General features: G+C 71.5%; 8 protein-coding genes and 1 tRNA gene. 8 read left to right on the forward strand and 1 reads right to left on the reverse strand.

Features of this window, described 5'->3' with window-relative positions; all coding sequences use genetic code 11:
* The first annotated feature begins 141 nt into the window (after positions 1–141).
* The 3 genes from B4N89_RS20400 to B4N89_RS20410 all read left to right on the forward strand — a co-directional run bounded on the left by B4N89_RS20400 (position 142) and on the right by B4N89_RS20410 (position 2,006).
* The gene (locus B4N89_RS20400; protein WP_078977277.1) at positions 142–1,098 is read left to right on the forward strand and encodes a GlxA family transcriptional regulator; all 957 of its coding nucleotides are present in this window, start codon (positions 142–144) and stop codon (positions 1,096–1,098) included.
* Positions 1,099–1,145: 47 nt separating this feature from the next.
* Positions 1,146–1,922 (forward strand): rhomboid-like protein, encoded by a 777-nt coding sequence (locus B4N89_RS20405; RefSeq protein ID WP_078979492.1) that lies wholly within the window; start codon positions 1,146–1,148, stop codon positions 1,920–1,922.
* An 11-nt stretch (positions 1,923–1,933) separates the two neighbouring features.
* A tRNA-Ala gene (locus tag B4N89_RS20410) sits at positions 1,934–2,006 on the forward strand.
* Positions 2,007–2,093: 87 nt separating this feature from the next.
* On the opposite strand, the gene B4N89_RS20415 is transcribed toward B4N89_RS20410, so the two are convergent.
* Positions 2,094–3,260, reverse strand: coding sequence for an epoxide hydrolase family protein (locus B4N89_RS20415; protein WP_078977278.1), 1,167 nt, complete (start codon positions 3,258–3,260; stop codon positions 2,094–2,096).
* A 62-nt stretch (positions 3,261–3,322) separates the two neighbouring features.
* Here B4N89_RS20415 and B4N89_RS20420 point away from each other — a divergent pair, with 62 nt between their 5' ends.
* The 5 genes from B4N89_RS20420 to B4N89_RS20440 all read left to right on the forward strand — a co-directional run bounded on the left by B4N89_RS20420 (position 3,323) and on the right by B4N89_RS20440 (position 10,289).
* Positions 3,323–4,300, forward strand: a complete 978-nt coding sequence (locus B4N89_RS20420) for a helix-turn-helix transcriptional regulator (protein ID WP_078977279.1) — start codon at positions 3,323–3,325, stop codon at positions 4,298–4,300.
* Positions 4,301–4,443: 143 nt separating this feature from the next.
* Positions 4,444–5,088 (forward strand): lysoplasmalogenase, encoded by a 645-nt coding sequence (locus tag B4N89_RS20425; protein ID WP_161500764.1) that lies wholly within the window; start codon positions 4,444–4,446, stop codon positions 5,086–5,088.
* A gap of 244 nt (positions 5,089–5,332) precedes the next feature.
* Positions 5,333–8,233, forward strand: a complete 2,901-nt coding sequence (leuS, locus tag B4N89_RS20430; protein WP_078977281.1) for a leucine--tRNA ligase — start codon at positions 5,333–5,335, stop codon at positions 8,231–8,233.
* A 233-nt stretch (positions 8,234–8,466) separates the two neighbouring features.
* Positions 8,467–9,243, forward strand: a complete 777-nt coding sequence (locus B4N89_RS20435; protein ID WP_078977282.1) for a hypothetical protein — start codon at positions 8,467–8,469, stop codon at positions 9,241–9,243.
* A gap of 200 nt (positions 9,244–9,443) precedes the next feature.
* The gene (locus B4N89_RS20440) at positions 9,444–10,289 is read left to right on the forward strand and encodes a DegV family protein (RefSeq protein ID WP_078979493.1); all 846 of its coding nucleotides are present in this window, start codon (positions 9,444–9,446) and stop codon (positions 10,287–10,289) included.
* Positions 10,290–12,898: the final 2,609 nt, after the last annotated feature.

Here is a 12,898-nt window from a genome sequence, read left to right on the forward strand (position 1 = left end):
TCTGGTGGGTGACGCCTGGTGGGTGACGTGTGGTGGGTTTCCGTCTGCATCGAGCCTCGCGCTCCGGACCCGTTCGAGGCCATGTCCATTCGGACACCGATCCCTCGGATTCAGACACGATCGGCGGCTAGCCTGGATGTCATGCGACGCAGGAATGTGGCCGTGCTCGGCTACGACGGAGTACGGCTGATGGACGTGACCGCCCCGCTGGAGGTGTTCGGCACCGCCGAGCGCATGGGCGGGGCATACACCGTGACGCTGTGCTCGCCGACCGGTGAGCCGGTGACCACCTCGGCCGGCACCCGGCTCATGGTGGACGCCGCCGCGGCGCAGATCGACGCCGCGCACACCCTCGTGGTGCCCGGATCGGTCGAGTTCCCGCAGTACGCGCCGCCGCTCGCGCTGCTCGACGCGGTGGCCGCGCTCGCCGAGGTCTCCGAACGGATCGCGTCGGTGTGTACGGGGGCGTTCGTGCTGGCCCGGGCCGGGCTGTTGGACGGGCGGCGGGCCGTGACGCACTGGCGGCACGCCGCGCTCCTTGCCCGGTACCACCCGGCGATCACGGTCGAGCCGGACGCGATCTTCGTCCGGGACGGTTCGGTCTACACCTCGGCCGGGGTCACCGCCGGCATCGACCTCGCGCTCGCCCTGGTCGAGGCCGACGAGGGCGCCGACCTGGCCCGCGAGGTGGCCCGCGACCTGGTGGTGTTCCTGCGCCGACCGGGCGGCCAGTCGCAGTTCTCGGTGCCCTCGCGCACCCCGCCCGGCGCCGACGACCCGCTGCGCCCGGTGCTGGACGCGGTCGCGGCGGATCCGGCGGCCGACCACTCGCTGCCCGCGCTGGCCCGGCTCGGCGGGTTCAGTCCGCGCCACCTGACCCGGCTGTTCCACGAGCGGGTCGGCTCGACGCCGGCGGTGTACGTCGAGGCGGTGCGGATCGAGGCCGCCCAGGCGCTGCTCGCCGCCGGCGCCACGGTCACCGCCGCCGCCGCGCGCAGCGGCCTGGGCAGCGACGAGTCGCTGCGCCGGGCGTTCCTGCGCCGTCTGGGCGTCACCCCCTCCGCGTACCGGGCCCGCTTCCGCAGCACGACGGGCTGAGCGCCGGTTCGGGATTGGCCACGATCGGCTTCGGGCACCGGCCCGGCGTGATCGTCGGAATCGGGCTCGGCCTCGTCGTCGCGTGGTACATGGTGCGCGGGTTCGGCAACCGGTGGTGGTGGGCGCGGCGTTGGGTGAACCGGCTGAGTCCGTGGACCCGGCGACTGCACGCGTGGGTCCTGTCCGCACCCGTCACCTTCACCTACATGGCCATCTTCACCGCGTCCACCGTGGTGCAACGCACGTCGCCGCCACGGCTGATCGACCTGCTCACCAAGCTGAACAGCACCAACCTGTTCCGACTCGGCGACGATCCGGTGGAAGCGCTGCTCACCAGCGCCTTCTGGGTCGCCGACCACGGGTCGGGCCTGGCCACGTACGTGATCGTGTTCGGCACCGTGGTGGCCTGGGCCGAACGCCGCTACGGGCCGCCTCGGATGTTGCTGATCGGCGCGAGCGCCCACGTGTTCGGCTCGCTGATCACCGCCGCGGTGGAGAAGGGCGCGATCAGGGCGGGGCGACTGCCGGAGAAGATCGCGTTCGCCACCGACGTGGGAGTCAGCTACGTCGAGGTCGGCTCGTGCGTCGCGGCGGTGCTGATCATGACCGGCTGGGTCCGCCTGGCGGGAGCCGCGGTGCTGTTCGTCTGGGTCGTCCTGCCGGTGATCGTGGACCACAGCATCTGGGACTTCGGGCACCTGTACGCGGCGATGAGCGGCCTCGCCGCCGCGATCGTGCTGCGCCTGGCCGGGCCGCTGCGCACCCCGCCGCCGCTCAAACCACCCTTGGTCGTGAGCACGGTGACCGACCGGGTAGACTCGTAACGTATTCGCGCGGGGCTGTAGCTCAGTTGGTAGAGCGCTTGCATGGCATGCAAGAGGTCCGGAGTTCAATTCTCCGTAGCTCCACATCGCGTCGAAGGCCGCTTTCCGAACCGGGAGGCGGCCTTCGGCCGTTTCGGACTCCGCGCGCCCAGCCTGCATGTTCGTCGGCACCTATCGGACCAGGCTCGCGAAGAACTCCCGGACGTCGCCGATCAGCAACTCCGGCTGCTCCAGCGACAGGAAGTTGCCGCCGCGCTCGAACTCGGTCCAGCGCACCACGTGGTGGTCGCGCTCGGCGAACCGGCGGATCGCCACGTCCGACGGCAGCGCGACCGCCACCGCCGTCGGTACGGTGCCGCGCTCCTTCGGCGCCCACGCGCCCTGGTCGTGCGCCATCTCGTAGTAGAGGTTGGCCGAGGATCCGGCGGTGCCGGTGAACCAGTACACGCTGACGTTGGTCAGCAGGGTGTCCCGGTCCACCGCGTCCTCGGGCAGCGCGCTCGCGGTGTCCGTCCACTCCTTGAACTTCTCCACGATCCACGCGAGCTGGCCGACGGGCGAGTCGTGCAGCCCGAAGGCGAGCGTCTGCGGTCGGGTCGACTGGATCGCGTTGAACCCCATTTTGTCGTTGCGGAACTCCTGGAGCCGGGCGAGCCTGGTCTGCTCGCCCTCGGTCAGCCCGGCGAAGTCGGCCGGGTCCTCGGACGGGAAGGTGACCAGGCCGTTGACGTGGATCCCGAGCACGTGGTCGGGAGCGATCCGACCCATCTCGGCCGCGATCCACGCACCGCCGCCGTTGCCCTGTACGCCGTAGCGCGCATAACCCAGGCGGGCCATCAACTCGGTGAACGCGCCCGCGATCCGGCCGGTGGTCCAGCCGGGGCCGGACAGCGGGCCGGAGAAGCCGACGCCGGGGGTGTCGGTGACCACGATGTGGAAGTCGCGCGACAGCGGCTCGATCACGTCGACGAACTGGACGAACGAGCCCGGCCAGTCGTGGATCAGCAGCAGCGCCGGGGCGTCGGCCCGATCGGAGCGTACGTGCGCGAAGTGCACGTCCTGGCCGTCGATCCGGGTGACGAACTGCGGGAAGGCGTTGAGCCGCGCCTCGGCCTCGCGCCAGTCGAACCCGTCTGCCCAGTAGGCGGCCAGGTCCCGGAGGTAATCCGTCGGCACCCCGCGCGACCAGGCGGGCACGCCAGGCACGTCGGCGGCCCAGCGGGTGCGGGCCAGTCGGTTGCGCAGGTCGTCGAGATCGGCCTGCGGGATCTCGATCCGGAAGGGACGGATCGTGGTGTCGGCGGCGGTCTCGGCTGCGGTGCTGCTGCTGTTCTCCATGAGAAGAAGACTAGGATCGAATTAGGAACACTACGATCCTATCGAGGCGGCACGCTGAGAAAATGTTGGAAACCTCCGCGCGGTTGCTGCGCCTGCTGTCCCTGCTCCAGACACCTCGTGAATGGCCCGGCTCGGAACTGGCCGAACGACTCGGCGTGACCGGTCGCACGATCCGCAAGGACGTCGACCGGCTGCGCGAACTCGGTTATCCCGTCGACGCCTCCCGCGGCTCCACCGGCGGCTATCGGCTCGCCGCCGGTGCCGCGATGCCGCCGCTGCTGCTGACCGACGACGAGGCGGTCGCGGTCACCGTCGGCCTGACCACCGTCGCCCGAGGCGCGATGGCGGGCATGGAGGAGACCTCGGTACAGGCCCTGGCCAAGCTCGAACAGGTGCTGCCCGCGCGTCTGCGCCGCCGGGTGCGCGCGTTGCAGCGCTACGCGGTGTCGGTGCCCGCGGATCGGCCCGACACGAGGGTGGACACCGAGGTGCTCACCGTCCTGGTCGCGGCCTGCCGGGACCGCGAGCGGCTGCGCCTGGACTACCTCGACCACGCCGGCGCGGCCACGCGGCGCACGGTCGAGCCGCAGCGGGTGGTCAACTGGGGGCGCCGCTGGTATCTGGTCGCCTGGGACGTGGACCGCGACGCCTGGCGCACCTTCCGGGTCGACCGGCTCATCCCGCGCACTCCCACCGGGCCGAGGTTCGCGCCGCGTGAGGATCCGGAGGGCGACGCGGCGCGGTACGTCGCGGGCAAGGTCTCGGCAGCCGCCTGGCGATACCGCGCCAGGGTGCTGGTGCACGCGCCCGCGGCCGAGGTGCTGGAGCGGATCAATCCGGCCGTGGGCACCGTCGAGGTGGTCGACGCGCACACCTGCGTGCTGGACACCGGCGCCGACTCGCTCGACACCCTGGCCGTGCACCTGGGCCTGCTCGGCCACGACTTCGACGTCACCGAGCCCCCGGAACTCGTCGCCCACCTGCGCGCCTTGACCACCCGCTACGCCCGCTCGACGCCGCCGGAGGAGGCGGGGGCGTGAGCACGACGAAGCGGCGAGCCCGGTCGGTTTGTCGCTCCCTGCGGGCACCGGTGATCACGATTGGGGTTTTTCCCGTCACGGTTGCGTGACGGGTCGAACGAGTGGGCGAATGGTCCGGTTTCCGGACAGTAGTGTCGCCGGACGTGACCCTCACCGCAGTACTCGTGCTGGTGCTCGCGAGCCTGCTCGCGGTCGCCGACTGGGTGGCCGTCGCCCGGGAACGACTCCCGCTCGATCGCCTCCTGAAACCCGCGGTGATCTGTGCCCTGATCGTGGTCGTCTGGACGTTCGACGACGTCGACGGGGCACTGCGCGCGCTGTTCAGCGTCGCGCTCGCGTTGTCGCTGGCGCGGGACGTGCTCGCGCCCCGCTGGTTCGCCGGGGCCGTGACCGCCTCGCTGCTCGCACACGGCGTCTACGTCGGCGGCTTCCAGCGCATGGGCTGGTCCTGGTTGTGGGCCGCGGCGGGCATCGTGGTCGTGCTGTTCGCGGCGGGGGCGTACGCGGTCCGGCTGGTCACCGGCGCGCGCGAGACCGCGCCCGCCTACACCGGCATGGTGCCGGTGTACGTCGGCGTCGTGTCGGTGATGGTCGTCGCCGCGGCGGCCACCGGCCGGCCGAGCGCGGTGGCCGGCGCGTTCCTGTTCTACGTCTCCGACACCCTCGTCGCCTGGAACCGGTTCCGCGCCCCGACGCCGTACGCCCCGGTGCTGATCGTCGGCGCCTACCATCTCGCCCAGATCCTGCTGGTGTTGTCGTTGTCCACCGGGCCCGCCCCGGGATTGTGAGCGGCGCGGCCCGGGTGCCGCCCCCGGGCCGACGGCGTCCTGCGGTAACCTGGGGCCATGCGTGCCGTACTGCTGCTTACCGGGCCGCGCTGAGCAGGCCGGGTGGAGACCACTCCCACCCGACTCGGCGCGGCGACCCCTCCTGAGCGAGGGGTCTTTTCGTTTCCAGAACCGACCGTTTCGCGGAAGCGGCCGTAACCGGAGAAGCAGTCGACGGCTGCCCACACCCCGATGGTTGAGGACGATGACCGAGATGACGCAGGGTCCTGCCGGCAACACCGACGCCCCGACCGAGCCCTACCGCTACACCGCCGCCCTGGCCGGTGACATCGAGGCGCGGTGGCAGGACCGCTGGGAGGCCGACGGCACGTTCGAGGCGCCCAACCCGGCCGGCCCGCTGGCCGCGCCGGAGAAGGTCGCCGGGCGGCCCAAGATGATGGTGATGGACATGTTCCCGTACCCCTCGGGTGTGGGCCTGCACGTCGGACACCCGCTGGGCTTCATCGCGACCGACGTCTACGCCCGGTTCAAGCGCATGACCGGCCACAACGTGCTGCACACGCTGGGCTACGACGCCTTCGGCCTGCCCGCCGAGCAGTACGCGGTCCAGACCGGCACCCACCCGCGCGTGACCACCGAGGCGAACATCGCCAACATGCGCCGCCAGCTGCGCCGGCTGGGTCTGGGCCACGACCAGCGCCGGTCGGTGGCCACCACCGACCCGGCGTACTACCGCTGGACGCAGTGGATCTTCCTGCAGATCTTCAACTCCTGGTACGACCCCGAGGCGCCCGGCGCGGACGGCGGCGTCGGGCGGGCGCGGCCGATCGCCGAACTGGTCGAGCAGTTCGAGATGGGCGCGCGGCCCACCCCGGACGGGCGCGTGTGGGCCGACCTGACCGGCACCGAGCGCGCCGCCGTGCTGGACGGGTTCCGCCTGGCGTACGTCTCGCAGGCCCCGGTCAACTGGGCGCCCGGCCTGGGCACCGTGCTGGCCAACGAGGAGGTCACCGCCGACGGTCGCAGCGAGCGCGGCAACTTCCCCGTGTTCAAGGCGAATCTGCGGCAGTGGATGATGCGGATCACCGCGTACTCCGACCGGCTGCTGGCCGACCTGGACAAGCTGGACTGGCCCGAGCCGATCAAGATCATGCAGCGCAACTGGATCGGTCGATCCGAGGGCGCCCGGGTCTCGTTCGCCACCGACGCCGCGCCGATCGAGGTCTTCACCACCCGCCCCGACACGCTGTTCGGCGCCACGTACATGGTGCTGGCGCCGGAGCACGACCTGGTCGACACGATCGTGGCCGACGCGTGGCCCGAGGGCATCCCGGCGGTCTGGACGGGCGGCGCGGCCACGCCGGCCGACGCGATCGCCGCGTACCGCCGGTTCGCCCAGTCCAAGAGCGACGTCGAACGACAGAGCGAGGGCAAGGACAAGACCGGTGTGTTCACCGGCGCCTACGCGACCAACCCGGTCAACGGCGAGCGGGTGCCGATCTTCATCGCCGACTACGTGCTGATGGGCTACGGCACCGGCGCGATCATGGCCGTCCCGGCGCACGACCACCGCGACTTCGAGTTCGCGCGCGCCTTCGAACTGCCGATCCGGTGTGTGGTCCGGCCGAGCGACGACCGCTCGATCGAGGACACCACCGACTGGGCCGACGCGTTCGTCTCCTACGACGCGGCGCTGGTGAACAGCACCGGCGAGGGCATCGGCCTGGACGGGCTGGGCGTGGCCGACGCCAAGAAGGCGATCACCGAATGGCTGACCGAGCGCGGCATCGGCGAGGGCACGGTCAACTTCAAGCTGCGCGACTGGCTGTTCTCCCGGCAGCGCTACTGGGGCGAGCCGTTCCCGATCGTGTTCGACGAGGACGGCGTCGCGCACGCGCTGCCCGACTCGATGCTGCCGGTCGAGCTGCCCGAGATCGACGACTACCGCCCGCGCACGTTCGACCCGGACGACGCGGACACCAAGCCCGAGACGCCGCTGTCGCGCAACGCCGACTGGGTGAACGTCACCCTGGACCTGGGCGACGGGCCCAAGCGCTACCGCCGCGAGACCAACACCATGCCCAACTGGGCCGGTTCGTGCTGGTACGAGCTGCGCTACCTGGACCCGACCAACGCCGACGTGCTGGTCGACCCCGAGGTCGAGAAGTATTGGATGGGGCCGCGACACGAGGGCCACACCGGCGGCGTGGACCTGTACGTCGGCGGCGTCGAGCACGCGGTGCTGCACCTGCTGTACTCGCGCTTTTGGCACAAGGTGCTGTTCGACCTGGGCCATGTGTCCTCGTTCGAGCCGTTCCACAAGCTGTTCAACCAGGGCTACATCCAGGCGTTCGCGTACAAGGACGAGCGCGGCGTCTACGTCGAGGCGAGCGAGGTCGAGGAGCGCGACGGCGGCTTCTTCCTGGGTGAGCAGGCGGTCAGCCGCGAGTACGGGAAGATGGGCAAGTCGCTGAAGAACTCGGTGACTCCCGACCAGATGGCCGAGGAGTACGGCGCGGACACGCTGCGCCTGTACGAGATGTCGATGGGCCCGCTGGAGATCTCCCGGCCGTGGGACACGCGCGCGGTGGTCGGTTCGTACCGCTTCCTGCAGCGGCTGTGGCGCAACATCGTGGACGAGCACACCGGCATGCCGACCGTGGTCGACGAGCCGGCCGACGAGGCCACGCTGCGCGCCACCCACAAGGCGATCGACGGCATGCGGCGGGACATGGACGCGCTGCGCTTCAATACCGCCATCGCGAAGGCGATCGAGCTGAACAACGCGCTGGTCAAGCTGCCGGCCGTGCCGCGCGAGATCGCCGAGAAGCTGGTCCTGATGGTCGCGCCGCTGGTGCCGCACGTGGCCGAGGAGCTGTGGTCGCGGCTGGGGCACGGCGACACGGTCACCTACGAGTCGTTCCCGCAGGCGGATCCGGCCTACCTGGTCGAGGACACCGTCACCTGCGTGGTGCAGGTCAAGGGCAAGGTGCGGGCCCGTCTGGAGGTGCCGCCGACGATCGGTGAGGACGAGCTGAAGGCGCTGGCGCTGGCCGATCCGGCGATCGTGGCGGCGCTGGACGGGGCGGGTGTGCGGATGGTGATCGTGAAGCCGCCGAAGCTGGTGAACGTGGTTCCGGCGTAGGGGGTCGGCGATCGGGGTCGGGGTCGGTCGCTCCTTGTGGGGCGGCCGACCCGGCTCACGGCCTGGGCGATCGGGGCTTCGGTGCGGCGATTTCCGGTCGGTGGCGGGGGTGTTTCCGGTCGGTGACGATCGGCCCGGAACGCGGGGTTTTCCCGGCGCGTGCGTAGCGGAGCCTCGCGGCGGGGTTAGTGTGAGTGAATACCTTCCGGCCCCGACCAGGCAGGAGACGCCTCGTGGCCCTCGCCGACGTTCCCGCGCCCACCCACTCGTTGGCCGACGGCGCCGAGACCCTGGGCGTGGTGCTGGGCGCCGGCGTGCTCGCGTGTCTCGTCCTCGTGGGCGTCGTGGTGGGCCTGATCACCATGATGCGGCGCGCGGTGCGGCGCCGGATCGAACTGCACGCGCCGCGCGTGCGCGGCCTGGTCGAGGACGCCGCGTCGAAGGCCCGTTCGTACACGCTCACCGGCGGCGCCGGCGAGGCGGCCCGGATGCGCGGCTCGGTACGCCGTTCGCTCGACCAGACCCGGCGGGTGCTGGAGGCGGGCTACGCGCACGACGCGCAACTCTCCGACGCGGTCGCGCTGCTGCGCCGGCTGGACGAGTTCGCCAAGGCGCTGGACACCGATTTGAAGCTGCTCGAACGCGAGCCGGACCGGACCCGGGTCGACCGCGAACTGCCCGGCCTCAAGGACCGCGCGGACCGCATCGAGCATGCCGCGGCCTCCCTGCGGTGGGCCGTCCAGGACCGCGAACGCCACTTGGGCGAGGACGAGTTGGACCGACTCGGCATCGACGTCGAGCGCGAGGCGGCGGCCTTGCGGGCGTATGCGGAGGAGAGCGGGGCGGGCGGAGCCGGCGGTCCGGGTTCGATGGGGCTGCCGGGTCGCTCGGATGGCTCCGGTCGCTCGGATGGCTCGGATCGCTCCGATCGCTCCGATCGCTCTGGTCGCTCCGATCGCTCTGGTCGCACTGGTCGCTTCGGTCGCTCCGAAAGCAAGCGGCTGACCTGAACACGTGCCGGCGGCGAGCCCCCACGACGGGACGCGTCGGCCGCACCGTGGCGCGCGCCACCCGCGTGCCGGGGCGTGGCATGGTGACCGAAAATTGATGTGTGGTGTCCCGAATCGGCGACCCGACCCCGGGTAGCCCGGGACACCGACCCCGCCCCCCTGTCGTCTCACATCCGGGTGGTTGCCCGCTCATGCCGACGATGCCGACCGATCTCGCCGTGGTCACGGACTCCACGGCCTACCTGCCCGAGGAGCTCGTGGAGCGGCACCGCCTCGTGGTGGTCCCGCTCAAGGTCGTCCTGCGCGGGCGGCCGCTGGACGACGGCGTCGAGGCCACCCCGGCCCAACTCGCCGACGCCCTGCGCCAGCGCCGGATCGTGACCACCTCGCGGCCGGCGCCCGAGACGTTCGCGGAGACCTACCGCGAACTCGCCGAGAAGGGCGCCACGGGCATCGTCTCGATCCACCTCTCCAGCGAACTCTCCGGCACGTACGAGGCGGCGCTACTGGCCGCGCGGGACGCCGAGGTACCGGTGCGGGTGGTGGACTCGCGCACGCTCGGGATGGGGATGGGCTTCGCCGTACTGGCGGCGGCCGAGGCGGCCCGGGACGGCGCCACCCTGGAGGAGGCGGCGATCGCGGCGGAAAAGCGGGCCCAGGCGGCCTCGGCCCTCTTCTACGTCGACACACTCGAATACCTGCGCCGAGGCGGCCGGATCGGCGCGGCGGCGGCCTTCATGGGCACGGCGCTGGCGGTGAAGCCGCTGCTGCACGTGAGCGACGGCTTGGTCGGCCCAATGGAAAAGGTCCGCACATCGGCGCGCGCGATCAGCCGCCTGGAGGAACTGGCGGTCGAACACGCGGGCGCAGGCCCGGTCGACGTCGCCGTACACCACCTGGCCAGCCCGGACCGAGCGGAGGCCCTGGCCGCGCGCCTCCAGGAGCGCCTACCGAACCTGCACGAACTCTTCGTCAGCGAAGTGGGCGCGGTAATCGGCGCCCACGCGGGCCCGGGGTTGCTGGCGGTGGTGGTGTCGCCACGGTGAGGGGCGTGGGCGTGGGCGCGGGCGTGGCGAGGTGGGGTGGGGTAGGCGCGGCGCGTGCTCGGGTAGGCGCGCGGTGCTGGGGTGGGGCAGGACTTAGGGGAGGCGGAAACCCGGCCGCTCGTGGTCGTGGGTGCTGCGCGTGGCGCGGGCCGGCGCGGCGGGAAAGGCAGCCTGCGGCGGTGGGATGAGAGGGCGCCCGGGTCTCGTCGCCCGGCCGGCCCTTCCAAGGGGGCTAGGCGTTTTTGGCGAGCGTTGCGCTTGTGGCTGCGGGTAGCCGGTGCGGGGTCGGTCCGAGTCGGTGATGGGCCGCCGCCGGCGTTCGGGGTTCCGAGACTCAAGGTTCCCGATGAGACAGGCGTCTTGCTCACCGAAAACCGGCTGGCAACGGGGGGCAGGGAGGGCGCTCGGGTCTCGGCGCCCGGGGAGCCTTCCCGGGCGGGTCGGGTGCTTTCGGCGGGCGTTGCGCTTGTGGTTGCGGGTGGCTGGTGCGGGGTTGGTCCGAGTCGGTGATGGGCCGCCGCCGGCGTTCGGGGTTCCGAGACTCAAGGTTCCCGATGAGACGGGCGTCTTGCTCACCGAAAACCGGCTGGCAACGGGGGGCAGGGAGGGCGCTCGGGTCTCGGCGCCCGGGGAGCCTTCCCGGGCGGGTCGGGTGCTTTCGGCGGGCGTTGCGCTTGTGGTTGCGGGTGGCTGGTGCGGGGTTGGTCCGAGTCGGTGATGGGCCGCCGCCGGCGTTCGGGGCTCCGAGACCCAAGGTCCCGATGAGACGGGCGTCTTGCTCACCGAAAACCGGCTGGCAACGGGGGCAGGGAGGGCGCTTGGTCTCGGTGCCCGAGGAGCCTTCCCGAGTGCGTCGGGTGCTTTGGGCGGGCGTTGCGCTTGTGGTTGCGGGTGGCTGGTGCGGGGTTGGTCCGGCTCAAGAGGTGGGCCGCCGCCGGCGTTCGGGGCTCCGAGGCTCAGGGTTCCCGACGAGACGGGCGTATTGCTCATCGAAAACCGGCTGGCAACGGGGGCGGGGAGGGCGCTCAGGTCGAGTCCTCCGGGCAGCCTTTCCGGGTGGGTTGGGGTGTTTCCGGGCGGGCGTGCGCGTGTGGCTGCATGGGCTGGTCCGAAAACCCGAAGGTCCCGACGAGACGGGCGCGTTGTTCGGCGAAACCCGGCCGGCAGCGGCGGTGAGGGAGAGCGGCCGGGTCGAGTCCTCCGGAGGGCTTTCGAGTGGGCCGGGGCGCTTCGAGGGCGTTTGAAGAGGAGTTGGGCTCGAAACCGGATCGCGATCGGTGGTTGTGGGCTTTGAGCTCCGGTGACCTGCGGTTTTGTGGTGTCGAGGTGGAAAGTCGGGCGTCGAGTGCCGGTTTCGTGTGTCCTGACCCTTCAATGGCCGCGTGGAGACCGAGATCGCCCGGTCACGCCGTCCGGTTTCGTGAACTTCCGCCCCCTTACATGCCCACCCCACCTCGAAATGCCCTGGCCGGCCCACTCGGAAAGGCTGCCCGGAGGACTCGACCCGAGCGCCCTCCCCGCCCCCCGTTGCCAGCCGGTTTTCGCCGAGCAATACGCCCGTCTCGTCGGGGGCTTCAGGTCTTGGAGCCCCGAACGCCGGCGGCGGCCCATCACCGACTCGGACAAACCCCGCACCGGCCACCGGCAACCCCACGCGCAACGCGCGCCGGAAACGCCCGACCCACTTGGGAAGGCTCCTCGGGCGCCGAGACTCGAGCGCCCTCCCTGCCTCCCGTTGCCAGCCGGTTTTCGGTGAGCAAGACGCCCGTCTCGTCGGGAACCTTGAGTCTCGGAGCCCCGAACGCCGGCGGCGGCCCATCACCGACTCGGACCGACCCCGCACCGGCTACCCGCAACCACATGCGCAACGCCCGCCGAAACCACCCGACCCATTCGAAAGGTCGCCCGGAGAACCTGACCGGACAGCCCTCCCGCTGCCGGCCGCTTTTCGCCGAGCAACATGCCCGTCTGGTTGGGAGCTTCCAGCCTCGGAGCCTCGAACGCCGGCGGCGGCACATCATCGACTCGGACCAGCTCCGCACCGGCCACCCGCGACCACACGCGCAACGTGCGCCGGAAAGCCCCAACACACCCGGAAGGCCCCTGGCCTCCGTCGAACTCAACCCCCATCCGGCACCCAAGTGGGGGCATCCGGTTTCCACAGGTTGGTTGTTGTGCACAGGTGCAGGGCGATAGCTCGGTCGGGGGATGGGTTCGGCCTAGTTTCGGGGCATGTCCGGGAATTCGGCTGGTTCTTCTGCATCTCCTCCCTCGGGGTCGCCGAGGTCGGGGGCGGAGCGGGTTGCGGCGTTGTTGGGGGCGCCCGAGGTGCTTTCGGTGCAGGGGGCGGATTCGGGTCGGCGGTTGGTCGAGGCGGTTGCGGATCGGGTGCCGCCTCGGCTTCGGGTGGGTGTGGATCGGCGCGTGGTGGTTGCGGTCGCGGTGCTTGCGTTGGTGGCGGTCGCGCTGGCCGTGAGTGGGTGGTGGCGGGCGCGGCCGCAGAGTGTGGCCGCGCCCGTGGCGGTGGGGCAGGCGACGGGGGGAGCCGGGGTGGGGACACCGGTGCAGGCCGGGCCCGCGTCGGGGGTTGCCGGCGGTGCGCCGACTTC

This window comes from Embleya scabrispora, from assembly GCF_002024165.1.
Taxonomy (GTDB): Bacteria; Actinomycetota; Actinomycetes; order Streptomycetales; family Streptomycetaceae; genus Embleya; species Embleya scabrispora_A.